The sequence below is a fragment of the Sphingomonas aquatilis genome (assembly GCF_014196115.1).
GTDB classification, from domain to species: domain Bacteria; phylum Pseudomonadota; class Alphaproteobacteria; order Sphingomonadales; family Sphingomonadaceae; genus Sphingomonas; species Sphingomonas aquatilis.
The window spans coordinates 183818-199222 of sequence record NZ_JACIDB010000003.1 but is presented as its reverse complement, the minus strand read 5'-3'; the positions used below and the strand labels follow the sequence as shown (position 1 = coordinate 199222).

Genomic DNA, 15405 nt, shown 5'->3' with positions numbered 1-15405 from the left:
CACGCTTTGGCGGCGACTCATTCCTGTCGCCCTACACACGATCCGTCACCCCGGACTTGGTCCGGGGTCCACCGGGCCGCGGGGGAGCGTTCGCGCCTCCAGCCTCCCCCCTCGCCGCGGAGTGGACCCCGGACCAAGTCCGGGGTGACGGAGGGAATGGGGCGGCCGCGGCGATCCCGCCGCCGTCCCCCATCCTCCCCATCGTCCCGGATTTGCATCGCCCCGGATTTGCATCGCGACGCAGTTCGCGCTAACCGCGCCGCATTCGCATGGACCCGGTGCAATTCCGGGTGGCTATTCCGGCCGCCGATCCGCCGGACAACGTATACCGCGCCACTTCACACCATTGCCTTTGTCGGTGATGCCTCACCTTGCGCGGTCGATACGGACCCTTGTTACATGACCTTCGATTTCGCCCGCTACCGCGCCGAATGGTATAGCGGCGCCGCCGCCGCGCGCCGGGACATCCTCGCCGGCATGGTCGGCACCTTCGCGTTGATCCCAGAGGTCATCGCCTTTTCCTTCGTCGCCGGTATCGACCCGCAGGTCGGCCTGTTCGCCTCCTTCGTCATCGGCATCGTGATCGCGATCTTCGGCGGGCGCCCCGCCATGATCTCGGGCGCCGCCGGTTCGGTCGCGCTGGTCGCGGCCGCGCTGGTGACGGCGCATGGCCTGCCCTATCTGCTCGCCGCGACCGTGCTCGCGGGCCTGTTGCAGGTGCTGTTCGGCCTGCTGCGGCTCGACGTGCTGATGCGCTTCGTGTCGCAGTCGGTGCGCACCGGCTTCGTCAACGCGCTCGCGATCCTGATCTTTTCGGCGCAGGTGCCGCAGCTGCTCGGCGTCGACTGGCACACCTATGCGATGATCGGGCTCGGCCTCGCGATCATCTACCTCACGCCGCGGGTGACGACCGTCATTCCGTCGCCGCTGATCTGCATCGTCGTGCTGACTGCCGTCAGCGTCGCGTTTCCGATGCCGCTGCGCACGATCGCCGACCTTGGGCGCCTGCCCGACGCCCTGCCCGCCTTTGCGCTGCCCGCGGTGCCGATCGAATGGCGCACGCTCGCCATCGTCGCGCCCTATGCACTGGCGATGGCCGCGGTCGGCCTGCTCGAATCGCTGATGACCGCGCGCGTCGTCGACGACCTGACCGAGAGCGGCAGCGACAAGGCGCGCGAGGCGACCGGCCTCGGCCTCGCCAATGTCGCCGCGGGACTGTTCGGCGGCATCGCCGGCTGCGGCATGATCGGCCAGACCGTCGGCAACGTCCGCTATGGTGGGCGCGGGCGGCTGTCGACGCTGGTCGCGGGCGTGTTCCTGCTCGTCGTGATGGTGCCGCTGCGCCCCTGGGTCGCGCAGGTGCCGGTCGCGGCGCTGGTCGCGATCATGGTGATGGTGTCGATCAGCACCTTCTCCTGGGGATCGCTGCGCGATCTTGCCCGCCATCCCAAGGTGTCGGGCGTCGTCATGCTCGCGACCGTCGCAGTGACGGTGGCAACGCACGATCTGTCGGCGGGCGTCGCGGTCGGCGTACTGCTGAGTGGCGTGTTCTTCGCGTTCAAGGTGATGCGGATGATGCGCGTCGACGTCGCCTATGACGCCGGCACCGACACGCGCGTCTACACCGTGTCGGGGCAGGTGTTCTTCGCCAGCGCCGAAATGTTCGCCGACCGGTTCGACCTGCGCGACAGCGCCGCGCGCGTGCGGATCGATTTGACGCACGCGCATCTGTGGGACGTGACGGCGGTCGCGGCGCTGGACGACGTCGTCGCCAAGATGCGCAGCCATGGGATGGTGGTGGAGCTGGTCGGGCTCAACGCCGCGAGCGCGGTGCTGGTCGATCGGCATGCGCCGTTGGTGATGGGGGTTTGAGCGGGGGCATTGCCCTCCACGCTCGTCATTCCCGCGGAGGCGGGAATCCAGACTGGCTGACGGTGCGGCTTGATCGCCAGCGTTAGAGGTTATGGATCCCCGCCTTCGCGGGGATGACGTGGCTCATGACGGGTAAGGCCGGGCGCGACCCTGTCGTCGCGCCCGGCCTAACCCGATCAATACACCCGCTTCTTCGGCTTGATGTATTCGACGTCGTCGGTGAGCGTGTAGTCGTGGACCGGGCGATAATCGATCGCAGTCGCGCCGCCGACGCCGCCCCAGCCGGTGAAGGTGGCGATCGTGTGCTTCATCCAGTTCGCATCGTCGCGATCCGGGTGATCCTCGTTCACGTGCGCGCCGCGCGATTCCTTGCGGTTGGCCGCCGAATCGATCGTCACCAGCGCCTGCGCCACCAGATTGTCGAGCTCCAGCGTCTCGATCAGGTCGGTGTTCCAGATCAGGCTGCGGTCGTTGACCTGCACGTCCTGCATCGAGGCGTAGATGTCCTTCATCAGCGCCTGGCCTTCGCTGAGCAGCGCGTTGTCGCGGAACACCGCGCAATGCTTCTGCATCGTGCGCTGCATCTTGCCCCGGATTTCCGCGGTCGGCGTGGCGCCGGCGGCATTGCGGAACTTGTCGAGGCGCGTCAGCGACAGCTCTTCCGAACCCTTGGGCAGCGGATTGTGCGTCGTGTTAGGCTTGCAGATGTCGGCGATGCGCTTGCCGGTCGCGCGGCCGAACACCACGAGGTCGATCAGCGAGTTCGAGCCGAGGCGGTTCGCGCCATGGACCGACACGCACGCCGCCTCGCCGACCGCGAACAGGCCGGGGACGACCGTGTCCGGATTGCCGTCGACCAGGTTGACGACCTCGCCGTGGAAGTTCGTCGGGATGCCGCCCATGTTGTAATGGACGGTCGGCGTGACGGGCAGCGGCTGGCGCGTCAGGTCGACGCCGGCGAAGATCTTGCCCGTCTCGGTGATGCCCGGCAGGCGCTCGTGCAGCACCTTGGGATCGATATGGTCGAGGTGCAGGAAGATGTGGTCGCCGTTCTTGCCGACGCCGCGGCCTTCGCGCATCTCCATCGCCATCGAGCGCGACACGACGTCGCGCGACGCCAGGTCCTTCGCCGACGGGGCATAGCGCTCCATGAAGCGCTCGCCTTCAGAATTGGTCAGATAGCCGCCCTCACCGCGCGCGCCCTCGGTGATAAGCACGCCCGCGCCGTAGATGCCGGTCGGGTGGAACTGGACGAACTCCATGTCCTGGAGCGGCAGACCGGCGCGCAGCACCATGCCGCCGCCGTCGCCGGTGCAGGTGTGCGCCGAGGTCGCGGAGAAATAGCAGCGGCCATAGCCGCCCGTCGCCAGCACCGTGTTGTGGCTGCGGAAGCGGTGGATACTGCCGTCTTCCATGCACAGGGCGATCACGCCGCGGCACACGCCGTTTTCCATGATCAGGTCGAGCGCGAAATATTCGACGTAGAAGTCGGCGTCGTAGCGCAGCGACTGCTGGTAGAGCGTGTGGAGCATCGCATGCCCCGTACGGTCCGCCGCGGCGCAGGTGCGCTGCGCGGGCGGGCCTTCGCCCATGTTCTGCATCATGCCGCCGAACGGGCGCTGGTAGATGCGGCCTTCGTCGGTACGGCTGAAGGGCATGCCGGCATGTTCCAGCTCGTACACCGCCGCCGGCGCTTCGCGGACCATATATTCGATCGCGTCCTGGTCGCCGAGCCAGTCCGACCCCTTGACGGTGTCGTACATGTGCCAGGTCCAGTGATCCGGGCCCATGTTGCCGAGGCTCGCGGCGATGCCGCCCTGCGCCGCGACGGTGTGCGACCGGGTCGGGAACACCTTGGTGATGCAGGCGGTCTTCAGGCCGTTCTGCGCGCATTCCATGACGGCGCGCAGGCCCGAACCGCCCGCGCCGACGACGACGGCGTCATAAGTGTGGTCGATGATCTTATAGGCAGGCGCGTTCATGCCGCAGCTCCGAAGGCGACCTTGAGGATCGCGAAGATGGCGATCGCGGCGGTCGCGACCGTGAAGAAGTTCAGCGCGATCATATAGGCGACGCGCTTTTCGCCGTGCTGGTAATCCTCGATCACCACCTGCAGCCCGAGGCGGAAGTGATAGAAGACCGACACGATCAGCAGGATCATCGGCACCGCGACCCAGCTGTTGCGCAGCCAGTCGTGGACGCTGGCATAGTCATAGCCCGGCAGGCGCAGCAGCGAGAAGACGAACCAGAGCGTCAGGAACAGGTTCGATCCCGCGGTGACGCGCTGGCGCCACCAATGATGCGCGCCTTCCTTGGCGCTGCCGAGGCCGCGGACGCGGCCGATGCTGGTGCCCGAACCCATTACTTCATCCCCAGGTAGAGCCAGAAGGCCGCGGTCAGCACCACGCCGCCGACGATGACGATCATGCTGAACATCTTGTTGCGCTTCAGTTCGAACGCGGCGCCCGCGTCCATCACCAGGTGGCGGATGCCGTTCAGCGCGTGCGTAAAGAACGCCCAGGTCATGCCGACGCCGATGATCCAGCCCAGGATGTTCAGGTTGCCGGCGTCCGTCGTGAAGACGTCGCGGAAGGTCGCGTAGCTTTCCGCCCCGCCCGCGATCGCGGCGAGCCACCACACCAGCAGCACCGTGCCGACCGTCGCCATCCCCGAACCCGTCGCGCGATGGAGGATGGAGACCAGCATATGCGGCCCCCAGCTGTAGTGGAGCTTCAGAAAGCCCGAGAAAAGATGCGGGCTGCGCGGGCGCGCCGGGGTACGGGATGCCATGAACGGTCCTCGGGCAAGATCGATTGCAGTGCCTATTAGGCCACGCGTTCGCCGATGCAACCCATAGCATCCGCTCCTAACGGAGCATTAACCACTTGGGCGGTCGGCACGACGGTCGAGAGGCCCGTTTACCGGGCACGTCGCTCGTTCGCCGGAGACTTCAGCTTTGCCCGACATCGCCCTGCCGCCCCCGGCCAGCATCGCCGCCAGGATCGACCTGCCGAGTCGAATCAAGGCGTTCGACGGCGGCGACGACACATTGGTCGCGCAGGCGCGGGAATTGTGGACGATCATCGAACCCGATGCGGGCGAGATCGTCGATGCCTATTGGGATCATTGGCGCGCCGCCAATCCGGGCGCGCCGACCTGGACGCCGATGGAAGGCGAGCGTCGCCGCGCGGCGGGCGTGGCCTATCTGCGCAACCGCTTCTGCCATCTGGAAGGGATCGCCTGGGTCGAATCGCTCGAACGCTCGGTCGCCGCCGCCTATGCCGCGGGCGTCGAGACGATGGAATTGCTCGCCATGTCCTGCGCCAGCGATCGCGCCGTCCTGAAGGCGCTGAAGAAGCGCCTGCCCGAAGACACGATGCACCGCACCGGACTGGTGGACGCACTGATGCGGCTGTTCGGCATGGAAACCGAGCTGACCGTCGCGCTGTTCGCGGGCTTTGCCGGCTATAGCGCCCATGCGGCGCGCGAGCGGCTGGCGGGCGATTTCCGCGAAGGGATCGCCGACGCTGTCGAGACCGCGACCGTCGAAGGCCGCACCTTGCGCGCGCAGGCGGAGCGCAGCTCCGGCTCGGCACGCGGCATGCTGGGCAAGACCAGCGAGGTCGCCGCCGCCGCCGAACAATCCGCCGTCGCGATGCGCGAGGCGGCACAGACCGCCGCAGGCCTGATCCGCGCGATCGAGGACGCGCGGACCGAGGTGGAGGCCGCCGCCGAGATCGCCAGCCGCGCCTCGCGCCAGGCGACCGATGCGGTCGGCATGTCGGAAACGCTGTCCGACCACGCCAAATCGATCGAATCGATCCTGGGCCTGATCCGCGACATCGCCGGCCAGACCAACCTGCTGGCGCTAAATGCGACGATCGAGGCGGCGCGCGCCGGTGACGCCGGCCGCGGCTTCGCCGTTGTCGCGCAGGAGGTGAAGAGCCTCGCCAACCAGACCGCGCGCGCGACCGACGACATCGCCGCCAAGATCGCCTCGATCCAGTCGGCGACGAAATCCACCGTCGAAACCAACGCCAGCATCCGCACGACGGTGACCGAGGTGCAGGAATCGGCCGATCGCATCCGCTTCGCGATGGAGGCGCAGGCGCAGACCGTCACCGCGATCACCGCCGCGGTCGACGAAACCGCGCTCGCCGCCGATTCGATGGCGAGCACGATCGCCACGATCCGCATGGACACCGAAACCGTCGCCGCCGAGATCGACGGCGTGGGCCGCGGCTTCGACAGGCTCGACGGGCGATTGCAGACGCTGAAGAGCAGCGCCGGCGATTTCGTCGCCAAGGTCGCCGCCTGATGGCCCGTGCCATTCCGTCGCTCCGATCGCCGAGGGGCTGACAGCATCATGCAACGCCGCATCGTCGACCATCTGGGCGAATATGACTGGGACGGCACGCTCGCCGACACCTCGCGCGACATTTGCGCCTTGCTGTCGGAGGCGGATTATCGCGACATCGCGCGCTGTTTCTGGGACCAGTATCTGTCGCTGCCCGCGACGCAATCGGTCCGCCACCTGTTCCATGGCGATCGGCTGGAGCGCCGGATGCGCGAGAGCATCGACTATGCCCGGCTGAAATATGGCGCCCCGTTCGACGACGGCTGGGTGAAGATCGCCCACCGCCATGCCGACCAGTGCATGCGATCGAACGTCCCCCTGCCCAGCCTGCAGGCGGCGCTCGCCCATTCGCACAGCCACACGGTCCGGATCCTCGAAGGCTATTGCACGGGCGACACGCCGCGCCTGCTGCGCATGTGCGATGCGGTGCAGCGCATCTCGCTGGTCGAGGCCGATCTGATGTCGGGCTATCTTGCCGAGGTTCATGAGAACGAGGCGCGCAGCGAACGGCAGGAACGCTCCGCCGCCTTCCGCGAAAGCATCGCCGTCTCGATCGAATCGGCGGTGGCGCTGGGTGCGCGTATCCGCGTGCAGGCCGACGCGGCCTCCACATCGACCCGCACCGTCATGGAAAAGGCGCGGATCGTCGCCAGCAATGCCGAGGAAACCGCGCTGGCGATGCGCAGCGCCGCGCAGACCGCCGCCGGCCTGACGCATGCGATCGACAGCGCCCGTACCGAGGTGGAGGCCGCCGCCGGCATCGCGACGCGCGCCAGCGAGCATGCCGTCGATGCGGTGCGCGCCAGCGAGACGCTGTCCGATCACGCCAAATCGATCGAATCGATCCTGGGCCTGATCCGCGATATTGCCGGGCAGACCAACCTTCTTGCACTCAACGCGACGATCGAGGCGGCGCGGGCGGGCGATGCCGGCCGCGGCTTCGCCGTCGTCGCGCAGGAGGTGAAGAGCCTCGCCAACCAGACCGCGCGCGCGACCGACGATATCGCCGCCAAGATCGCGGCGATCCAGGCGGCGACGCGGTCCACCGTCGAAACCAACATCATCATCCGCCAGACGGTGGATGCGGCGCGCAACTCGGCGCTCCGCATCCGCAGCGCGATGGAGGAACAGGCGCGCACCGTCGACACCATCACCGCCGCGATCGACGAAGGCGCGCTCGCCGCCGACACGATGGCGGCGACGGTCGACACGATCCGCGACGACACGCATGCCGTCGTCGGCGAGATCGTGTGTCTGGGCGCCGGCTTCAGCGAGGTCGGCGACCGGCTGGCGCAATTGCAACGCTCCGCCGAAAGCTTCTCCGCCAGCGTGGGCTGACGCGGGATTTCCGCGCCTGTTGCCGATGGTTGCCCGCCCGGCCACCGCCGGTTAGGGCCGCGGCCATGACCATCATCGTTACCGGATCGAGCCGCGGCATCGGCGCCAGCATCCTTGCGACGCTCCGCGACGGCGGCCATGCCGTCATCGGCCAGGCGACCACCACCGGCAGCGGGGCCGACATCGCCGCCGATTTCGCCGACCCCGCCGCCCCCCGCGCGCTGTGGGATGCCGCGCTCGCCCGCGCGGGCGGCACCATCGACGTGCTGATCAACAATGCCGGCGTGTTTGAGGCCAATCCGCTTGACCGCGCGTCCGACGACTGGGTCGCCGACTGGGAACGGACGCAACGCATCAACCTGACCGCCGCCGCCGAACTGTGCCGCCTCGCCGTGCTGCACTGGCAGGACCGGAAGGTCGGCGGCCGCATCGTCAACATCGCCAGCCGCGCCGCCTTTCGCGGCGACAGCCCCGCGCACTGGCATTATGCCGCGGCCAAGGCGGGCATGGTCGCGATGACCAAGACGATCGCGCGCGCCTATGCGAAGGACGGCATCCTCGCCTTCGCCATCTGCCCCGGCTTTACCATGACCGGCATGGCCGACGACTATCTGGCCAGCCGCGGTGGCGACAAACTGCTCGCCGACATTCCGCTGGGCCGCGTCGCCGACCCGGACGAGGTGGCGACGCTCGCCCGCTTCTGTGCGCTGGAGGCACCCGCTTCGATGACCGGCGCGGTGCTCGACATCAATGGAGCCTCCTATGTCCGCTGAGTCCCACGGCACGAGCTGGCGGATCACCCTGCCCTGCACCCGCGCCGAGGCGGAAGCGATCGACAGCGCGTCCGATCTCGCGATCGATGCGGTGCTGATGACCACCGAAGAGGTGGAGGACGACGTCGAACGCTGGCGGCTCGACGCCTATGTCGAGCATGCGCCCGATGCGGCGATGCTCGCGACGATCCACGCTCTGGTGCCGAGCGCGAGCGGCCATGATCCGGTGGTCACGCAGCTGGGCGACGAGGATTGGATCGCGATGAGCCAGGCCGGGCTCGAGCCGATCCGCGAAGGCCGCTTCGTCGTCCACACCAGCGCGCATCCCGTCGCAGCGCCCGCGGGCGGCCGGGCTTTCCTGATCGATGCGGGGCAGGCCTTCGGCACCGGCCATCACGGCACGACCAGCGGTTGCCTCGCCATGCTCGATGGCCTGGCGGTGGCGGGCAAGACCTTCACCCGCGCGATCGACGTCGGCACCGGCACCGGTCTGCTCGCCTTCGCCGCGGTCGAATTGTGGCCCGACGCGCTGGTCGTCGCGACCGACATCGATCCCGTCGCGGTCGACGTGACGCGCGACAATGCCGCGCTGAACGACATCGCCGCGGACGCGGTGACGCTGTTCGTCGCCGATGGCGCGCGCCACCCCGATATCGACGCCGCCGCGCCCTACGATCTCGTGATCGCCAACATCCTGGCGGGGCCGCTGGTGTCGATGGCGCCCGAACTCGCCGCGATCGCCGCGCCGCACGCGACCATCGTGCTGGCGGGCCTGCTGGAAACGCAGCGCGACACCGTCGTTGAGGCCTATGTCGCCTGCGGCTGCACGCTCGACGCGATCGACCGCCGCGGCGACTGGACCGTCCTGCGCCTCACCGCCGGCGCGGAGCGCTACGTGCCGACGGCGCCCTTCGACCCCAAGGGCCGCGACGGCTGGGCGCTGGACCTCTGACCCCTCCGTCATCCCGGCCTTGAGCCGGGATCCCGCTTCTTCCGCGGCCTGCTAAGAGCGGGACCCCGGATCACGTCCGGGGTGACGGGTTTCATGGGGAAACGGCTCCCCCACCCAATGCCATCCCCGCGAAGGCGGGACTATTCTCGTGGGTTCACGAAGGGCGGATGAACGGCCGATCGAAACATGTCCATTCCTCCCCCGCCAGGGGGAGGTGGCGCCGCCGCCGGCGGTGACGGAGGGGGCGGAAAGGAACGCCTCTGGTAACAGGGCGTGACCCAGCCCTCCCCCTCCGTCATGCCTGCGGCATGCCACCGCCTCGGGTCGATCATGCACCCGGCATGATCTTGAACGGCCGGGGGCCGTTCATCCCGATGCGCCCTGGCGGGGGAGGAATTGCCGGCTGACTGAATATCTTCCCCGGCCTGCGCGTTATTTCCACCTCCACGGTGAATGACGGGACTGGAACGCTCAGCCCGCCTTCCCCCGCGCATAGGCCTGCGTGCCGTGCGTCAGTACCTCATCCCCGTCGACGATCGCCGCGACCGGGATGTCGTCCTGCGCCTTCAGCGTTTCGTACAACGGCGCGAAGTCGGTCTCGACCGTCACGCGCAGCAGTTCGTCGAAGCTCGGAATGACGAAGTAATTCTGTTGGAAATCGTCGATCCGATACTCCGTCCGCATCACGCGCGCGATATCGAAGCCGATGCGATTGGGGCTGGGATCGTCCAGCGCGAAGCGGCTTTCCGCATAGCTCGACACGATGCCCGAGCCATAGATGCGCAGGCCTTCCGGCTCCTGAATCAGCCCGAATTCCACCGTATACCAGTACAGCCGGCCCAGGTATTTCAGCGCATCATGCTGCATCGCGCGCTGCCCGCCGCGGCCGTACGCCTCCAGGTAATCGGCGAACACCGGATCGGCGAGCATCGGCACATGGCCGAACACGTCGTGGAAGACGTCGGGTTCCTGCAGATAGTCGAGCTGGTCCGGCCGGCGGATGAAATTGCCCGCGACGAAGCGGCGATTCGCCATGTGATCGAAAAAAACATCGTCCGGCACCAGCCCCGGGACGGCCACCACCTGCCACCCGGTCAGCTTCATAAGCCGTTCGGACAGTTCCTCAAAATCCGGGATGCCCGGTTTCGACAGCTTCAGCACGTCCAGCCCGCGCAGATAGGCGTCGGACGCACGGCCGGGAAGCAGTTGGGATTGGCGCGCGAACAGCGTATCCCAGGTCGCATGCTCCTCCGCCGTGTAATGCTGCCAGTTCTGGGGGATCGTCCAGTCTGCGGCGGCATCGGTGGGGGGCGAAGCGAGCGCGTGCGTGTCTGTGGCCATGACGACGGCGTAACATAAGGTTTCGGATGATACTATATGCGCCGATACGACGGATGGGACGGGGGCTGCTCGTGGCGCTTGCCGTGCTGGCCGTCGTCGTCGCGGGCTATGCCGGCGCCGGGATGATCGGTGGGGCGATCCCCGCCAACGCCGGCTGGCGGCCGCCGACGCGCGGCATACCCGTCTATCTCGAATCGAACGGCGTGCATGTGTCGCTGGTGCTGCCCAAGGTCGCGGCCGGAATCGACTGGCGCGACTGGGCGCCGGGAGCCGACCTCGCCGATCCGCGTTATGCCCGTTATGACCATATCGCGATCGGCTGGGGCGAACGGACCTTCTTCCTCGATACGCCGACGTGGGCGGACGTGCGGCTGGCGACGATCCTGCACGCCGCGATCGGCAGCGACGCGACGCTGCTCCACGTCGAACACGTGCCAGCGCCCGCACCTAGCGATGGCATCCGCGTTGTGACGCTGCGACCCGAGGAATATCGCCGACTGGCAGCCGGCATCCGCGCCAGCGCCGCGCCGGTCCGCCGCAGCTTCCGCGGCTATGGCGCGAACGACGTCTTCTACGCCGGCACCGGCCATTACAGCGCGCGGCGTACCTGCAACGCCTGGGTCGGCGCGACGCTGGCGAACGCGGGCGTGCGGGTCGGGCGCTGGACGCCCTTCCCGATCACGGTGCTGTCATGGTTCTGAGCCGGTTGCAGACGGGCCTCGCCCGCTGGCGCAGCGAACCGCCGTCGCACGCCCGCTTCGGCGACCGCTTCGACGCGCCCCCGCCCCCGCCCAAGGCGCTCGCAGCGAGCGAGGTGCCGCGCGTCGCCTGGATGCTCGCGACCCGCTGGCGCCACGCCGCCGCGCTCGCCGCGGTGCCGCAGGGCGCGGGCGGCACGGTGATGATCCTGCCCGGCCTGTTCGATGCCGACGGCTCCAGCCTGGTGCTGCGGCGCTTCCTCGAAGGCCTCGGCTATCGCGCCGAAGGCTGGGGGCTGGGCCGAAACCTGGGCGTGAAAAGCGTCGGCGCGGAGGCCGAGCGGCTGATCGCACGGGTCGAGGCGCTAGAGGCTGAGGACGGGCCGGTGACGCTGGTCGGCGTCAGCCTCGGCGGCATCATGGCACGGCTGGTCGCGCATCGCCGGCCGGATCTGGTGCGGCGCGTGGTGACGGTCAGCTCGCCCTATGCCGGCTGGGGCCGCGCCACCAACGTCTGGCGTGCGTTCGAATGGGCGACGGGCGAGCGCGTCGACGACCCTGCCGTCATCGCCCGCAGCGAAGCGATCGCCGCCCCGCTACCGGTGCCCTGCACCGCGATCTGGAGCCCGCACGACGGCTTCGTCAACGGCTTCATCTGCCACGATCCCAGCGCCGAGGCGGTGCAGGTGAACAGCGGCCACCTGGGCGTGCATATCCATCCGGAGGTGATGATCGCCGTGGCCGCGGCGCTGGCGAAAGGCGCGGTGGCGCAGGATCGGTAAGGAGACGTTTGGGAACGACCTGCCCACCACCACCCGTCATTCCCGCGAAGGCGGGAATCCAGACTGGCTGACCGTGCGGCTCCATCGCAACCGTTAGAGGTTCTGGATTCCCGCCTTCGCGGGAATGACGGACGTGGGGGGCTCAGGCGCCGACTCCCCCACTCTCGTCATCCCGGCGGACACCGGGATCCATGGTTGCGGTGAACGCCGTTGTTACAGGGCACCATCCGTCGCCCGTGTTCGTGGATCCCGGCGTTCGCCGGGATCACGGGAGGGGCGTGTCGCAAGACGGTGTGACGAAAGGAGCGCCCCCCCCTCAATACCCCGCGCGATACCCGGAATAGCGGCAAGCATCCTGATCGTCGGGATGCTTGCGGCATTGCTCCGCGGCCTTGCGGCGTTCGCGCCCCTCTTTTGCTTCCTGCTTGCGCATCTTGCGGCCGTAATTGCGGTCGGCCTCGTCCTGGCTGGTCGTCGTCCAGTCGATCGCCTTGCCGGCGACCTTGAACGGCGCCTTCACGATCGTGGCGGCGGTGCTGACGCAGCCGGTGGTGGCGAGCGCTAAGGGTATCAGAACAACGCAGGAAACAGGGGCGATACGCATTTACGGATGATCCTTGGCCGACCGAAGGGTCTCTACGCCAATTAGCGGATAATCCGTGAAGAATCCGTCGATCCCCTGCGCCAGCCCCGCCGTGATTTCGCCCGCGATATCGCCATGCGCGGCCTTGTCCGTCCCCCGCTGGAAGCGCGGCGGCAGGAAGGCGTTTTCGGCGCGGTACGTCCAGGGGTGGACGCGGACGCCCGCGGCATGCGCATCGGCGACGAGCGTGGAGGGCATGGTCGCCGTCTTGTCCGTCCACAGCTGCGCCTTGTCGGGACCGATGCCGAAGGCATAGGTCGCGATTTGCTTCAGCCCCGCGGACGTCAGCATCGCGGCATAGGAGGGCGCGGCGCCATCTGCCGGCGCCCCCTCGCCCGCGACGAGCTGGATCAGGCGGATGCCGGTCATCGCGTGGATGCGTTGCAGGTTCTTGACCTCGAACGACTGGATGAACACCGGCGCGCTGGCGTCTTGCCACCCCGCCTTGCGCAACTGTTCGACCAGCAGGACGTCGGTCGGGTGGCCGATGCTGGCGAAATAGGTCGGATGCTTGGTTTCGGGATAGATGCCGATCGTCCGCCCCAATTCCTTCGACCGGCGCTTGGCGAGGTCGATGATCTCGGCAAGCGTCGGCACCTGATATTTGCCGTCATAGGCGGCATTGCCGGGGCGCAGCTGCGGCAGGCGCTCCTTCGCGCGCAGCGTCTTCAATTCGGCGAGCGTGAAATCCTCGGTAAACCAGTCGGTCAGCGTCTGGCCGTCGATCGTCTTGGTTGTCTTGCGGCTGGCGAATTCGGGATGCTGCGCGACGTCGGTGGTGCCACCGATCGCATTTTCGTGGCGCGCGACCAGCACATTGTCCTTGGTCGGCACTAGGTCGGGCTCGATGAAATCAGCGCCCTGCTCGATCGCCAGCTCGTACGAGGCCAGCGTATGTTCGGGGCGCGATCCGCTTGCCCCCCGGTGCGCGATCACGATTGGGGGCGACAGGGGCGGCGACGACAGGGGAGCATGCGTCATGGGACTATCCTGCCCGGTTGCGGGAACGGATGCCAGCAGCATCCCGGTGAGAGCGATTCGCAAAGCGGAAACCATCATGACCCAGAGCGTTACGGCCCTAATCTGACAGGGGTGCGACACCCCCGAACTGCGAGGGTTTCCATGCACTTCACGATCAACGGGCAGTCCTATCAGGCGGAGCCCGATATCCGCACCTCGCTGCTCGACCTGTGTCGCGAGCATCTGGGGCTGACGGGCAGCAAGAAGGGCTGCGATCACGGCCAGTGCGGTGCATGTACGATGCTGGTCAACGGCCGCCGCATCAACAGCTGCCTCAGCCTCGCGGTGATGCACCAGGACGATGAGATCGTGACGATCGAGGGCCTCGGCACGCCCGACGACCTCCACCCGCTCCAGGCCGCCTTCGTCCGCCACGACGGCTATCAGTGCGGCTATTGCACGCCGGGCCAGATCTGTTCCGCGGTCGGCATGATGGACGAGGTGAAGAAAGGCTGGCCCAGCCACGTCACCGGCGACCTCGACGCGCCGCGCTTCGACGATGGCGAAATCTCCGAACGGATGAGCGGCAATCTGTGCCGCTGCGCCGCCTATCCCAACATCGTCGATGCGATCCGCGAAGTGGCGGAGGCGAACGGCACGGTCGATGTCGCGCTGCGCCATAGCAACACCAAGGCGGAGGCAGAGGCATGAAGACCTTCACCTATGCCAAGGCGGACAGCGCCGATGCCGCGGTGCGCGACGCGCACAGCTCCGGCGCCAAGTTTATCGCGGGCGGCACCAATCTGCTCGACCTGATGAAGCTGCAGATCGAAACGCCCGAAAAGCTGGTCGATATCAGCCGACTGCCCTTGGGCGAGATCGAAGAGCGCGAGGACGGCGGCCTGACGATCGGCGCGCTCGTGCCCAATTCGGACCTCGCCGCCGACCCCCGCGTCATCGCCAAGTACGAAGTGCTGAGCCGCGCCCTGCTCGCCGGGGCCAGCGGCCAGTTGCGCAACAAGGCGTCCACGGGCGGCAACCTGCTGCAGCGGACGCGTTGCTACTATTTCTACGACACCGCCATGCCGTGCAACAAGCGCGAGCCCGGCACCGGCTGTTCGGCGATCGGCGGGTTCAACCGCATCCTCGCCGTGCTCGGTACGTCGGAGCAGTGCATCGCGACGCACCCCAGCGACATGGCGGTTGCGATGCGCGCGCTCGATGCGACGATCATCACGCAGCGCCCCGACGGCGACAAGCGCCGTATCTCCATCCACGATTTCTACCGCCTGCCCGGCGACACACCGAACATCGAGACGGTGCTGGAGACGGGCGAACTGATCACCCACATCGAACTGCCTGCGCCGCCCAAGGGCAAGCAGGTCTACCGCAAGGTGCGCGACCGCGCGTCTTATGCCTTTGCGATCGTGTCGATTGCCGGCGTGGTGAGTGTGGAGGACGGCAAGATCGCGTCTGCATCGCTCGCCTTCGGCGGCCTCGGCCCGATGCCGTGGCGCAACCCGGCGGTGGAGGCCGCGCTGATCGGCCAGGCGCCGTCCGACGTCGCGTTCAACGCCGCCGCCGATGCGCTGCTGGCGGATGCCAAGGGCTATGGCTCGAACGACTTCAAGATCCCGCTGACGCGCCGGGTGCTCGTCGCCACGCTTCGCGACCTGACGGGAGAATAAG

At 67.8% G+C, this 15405-nt stretch carries 15 protein-coding genes and 1 other annotated feature; of the genes, 9 read left to right on the top strand and 6 right to left on the bottom strand.

Annotated features, from left to right (window positions below; all coding sequences use genetic code 11):
- The first annotated feature begins 268 nt into the window (after positions 1-268).
- Positions 269-324: a sequence feature (sul1 is cis-regulatory element that is thought to sense ions involved in sulfur or methionine metabolism; They are found in Alphaproteobacteria), on the top strand.
- A gap of 75 nt (positions 325-399) precedes the next feature.
- Positions 400-1872, top strand: a complete 1473-nt coding sequence (locus GGR47_RS09515) for a SulP family inorganic anion transporter (RefSeq protein WP_183949525.1) — start codon at positions 400-402, stop codon at positions 1870-1872.
- A gap of 176 nt (positions 1873-2048) precedes the next feature.
- Here the strand turns inward: GGR47_RS09515 and sdhA are convergent, their stop codons facing one another.
- The 3 genes from sdhA to sdhC are packed head-to-tail and all read right to left on the bottom strand — an operon-like array spanning position 2049 to position 4662.
- Complete coding sequence (gene sdhA / locus GGR47_RS09510; RefSeq protein ID WP_043060382.1) at positions 2049-3854, bottom strand: succinate dehydrogenase flavoprotein subunit; 1806 nt, start codon at positions 3852-3854, stop codon at positions 2049-2051.
- Positions 3851-4234, bottom strand: coding sequence for a succinate dehydrogenase, hydrophobic membrane anchor protein (gene sdhD / locus GGR47_RS09505; protein ID WP_017979694.1), 384 nt, complete (start codon positions 4232-4234; stop codon positions 3851-3853). The genes sdhA and sdhD overlap by 4 nt, the downstream gene beginning before the upstream one ends.
- Entirely contained in the window at positions 4234-4662 is a 429-nt protein-coding gene (gene sdhC / locus GGR47_RS09500) for a succinate dehydrogenase, cytochrome b556 subunit (RefSeq protein ID WP_147037107.1), read from the bottom strand. Before sdhC ends, sdhD begins: the two co-directional genes overlap by 1 nt.
- Positions 4663-4828: 166 nt before the next feature.
- Between sdhC and GGR47_RS09495 the strand changes: the two genes are divergently transcribed.
- The 4 genes from GGR47_RS09495 (at position 4829) to GGR47_RS09480 (ending at position 9292) form a co-directional block, all read left to right on the top strand.
- The gene (locus tag GGR47_RS09495; RefSeq protein ID WP_017979696.1) at positions 4829-6190 is read left to right on the top strand and encodes a methyl-accepting chemotaxis protein; all 1362 of its coding nucleotides are present in this window, start codon (positions 4829-4831) and stop codon (positions 6188-6190) included.
- Positions 6191-6238: 48 nt separating this feature from the next.
- Positions 6239-7567, top strand: coding sequence for a methyl-accepting chemotaxis protein (locus GGR47_RS09490; RefSeq protein WP_147037106.1), 1329 nt, complete (start codon positions 6239-6241; stop codon positions 7565-7567).
- Positions 7568-7632: 65 nt separating this feature from the next.
- On the top strand, positions 7633-8340 hold the full coding sequence (locus GGR47_RS09485) for an SDR family NAD(P)-dependent oxidoreductase (protein WP_147037105.1): 708 nt from the start codon (positions 7633-7635) through the stop codon (positions 8338-8340).
- Entirely contained in the window at positions 8330-9292 is a 963-nt protein-coding gene (locus tag GGR47_RS09480; RefSeq protein WP_147037103.1) for a 50S ribosomal protein L11 methyltransferase, read from the top strand. The genes GGR47_RS09485 and GGR47_RS09480 overlap by 11 nt, the downstream gene beginning before the upstream one ends.
- Before the next feature lie 471 nt (positions 9293-9763).
- Here the strand turns inward: GGR47_RS09480 and phhA are convergent, their stop codons facing one another.
- A complete protein-coding gene (gene phhA, locus GGR47_RS09475) occupies positions 9764-10633 on the bottom strand; it encodes a phenylalanine 4-monooxygenase (protein ID WP_147037101.1) in 870 nt (289 codons plus the stop codon).
- A gap of 26 nt (positions 10634-10659) precedes the next feature.
- On the opposite strand from phhA, the gene GGR47_RS09470 reads away from it, so the two are divergent.
- The gene (locus GGR47_RS09470; protein ID WP_244305257.1) at positions 10660-11334 is read left to right on the top strand and encodes a DUF2459 domain-containing protein; all 675 of its coding nucleotides are present in this window, start codon (positions 10660-10662) and stop codon (positions 11332-11334) included.
- On the top strand, positions 11325-12113 hold the full coding sequence (locus tag GGR47_RS09465) for an alpha/beta fold hydrolase (RefSeq protein ID WP_017979701.1): 789 nt from the start codon (positions 11325-11327) through the stop codon (positions 12111-12113). The genes GGR47_RS09470 and GGR47_RS09465 overlap by 10 nt, the downstream gene beginning before the upstream one ends.
- Positions 12114-12429: 316 nt before the next feature.
- Here GGR47_RS09465 and GGR47_RS09460 read toward each other — a convergent pair whose 3' ends face one another.
- The gene (locus GGR47_RS09460) at positions 12430-12717 is read right to left on the bottom strand and encodes a hypothetical protein (RefSeq protein ID WP_063685986.1); all 288 of its coding nucleotides are present in this window, start codon (positions 12715-12717) and stop codon (positions 12430-12432) included.
- Positions 12718-13737 carry a glycerophosphodiester phosphodiesterase gene (locus GGR47_RS09455; protein WP_244305212.1) on the bottom strand — a complete coding sequence of 340 codons (1020 nt, stop codon included), beginning with the start codon at positions 13735-13737 and terminating at the stop codon, positions 12718-12720.
- Positions 13738-13878: 141 nt separating this feature from the next.
- Here GGR47_RS09455 and GGR47_RS09450 point away from each other — a divergent pair, with 141 nt between their 5' ends.
- Complete coding sequence (locus GGR47_RS09450) at positions 13879-14427, top strand: 2Fe-2S iron-sulfur cluster-binding protein (protein WP_082049304.1); 549 nt, start codon at positions 13879-13881, stop codon at positions 14425-14427.
- Positions 14424-15404: an FAD binding domain-containing protein gene (locus GGR47_RS09445; protein ID WP_147036939.1), complete on the top strand. Its 981-nt coding sequence runs from the start codon at positions 14424-14426 to the stop codon at positions 15402-15404. Before GGR47_RS09450 ends, GGR47_RS09445 begins: the two co-directional genes overlap by 4 nt.
- The last annotated feature ends 1 nt before the right edge of the window (position 15405 follow it).

Coding starts and splice junctions, on each gene's coding strand:
- GGR47_RS09515 (WP_183949525.1), top strand. CDS start 400: ATGACCTTCGATTTCGCCCGCTACCGCGCCGAATGGTATAGCGGCGCC.
- sdhA (WP_043060382.1), bottom strand. CDS start 3,854: ATGAACGCGCCTGCCTATAAGATCATCGACCACACTTATGACGCCGTC.
- sdhD (WP_017979694.1), bottom strand. CDS start 4,234: ATGGGTTCGGGCACCAGCATCGGCCGCGTCCGCGGCCTCGGCAGCGCC.
- sdhC (WP_147037107.1), bottom strand. CDS start 4,662: ATGGCATCCCGTACCCCGGCGCGCCCGCGCAGCCCGCATCTTTTCTCG.
- GGR47_RS09490 (WP_147037106.1), top strand. CDS start 6,239: ATGCAACGCCGCATCGTCGACCATCTGGGCGAATATGACTGGGACGGC.
- GGR47_RS09485 (WP_147037105.1), top strand. CDS start 7,633: ATGACCATCATCGTTACCGGATCGAGCCGCGGCATCGGCGCCAGCATC.
- GGR47_RS09480 (WP_147037103.1), top strand. CDS start 8,330: ATGTCCGCTGAGTCCCACGGCACGAGCTGGCGGATCACCCTGCCCTGC.
- phhA (WP_147037101.1), bottom strand. CDS start 10,633: ATGGCCACAGACACGCACGCGCTCGCTTCGCCCCCCACCGATGCCGCC.
- GGR47_RS09470 (WP_244305257.1), top strand. CDS start 10,660: ATGATACTATATGCGCCGATACGACGGATGGGACGGGGGCTGCTCGTG.
- GGR47_RS09465 (WP_017979701.1), top strand. CDS start 11,325: ATGGTTCTGAGCCGGTTGCAGACGGGCCTCGCCCGCTGGCGCAGCGAA.
- GGR47_RS09460 (WP_063685986.1), bottom strand. CDS start 12,717: ATGCGTATCGCCCCTGTTTCCTGCGTTGTTCTGATACCCTTAGCGCTC.
- GGR47_RS09455 (WP_244305212.1), bottom strand. CDS start 13,737: ATGACGCATGCTCCCCTGTCGTCGCCGCCCCTGTCGCCCCCAATCGTG.
- GGR47_RS09450 (WP_082049304.1), top strand. CDS start 13,879: ATGCACTTCACGATCAACGGGCAGTCCTATCAGGCGGAGCCCGATATC.
- GGR47_RS09445 (WP_147036939.1), top strand. CDS start 14,424: ATGAAGACCTTCACCTATGCCAAGGCGGACAGCGCCGATGCCGCGGTG.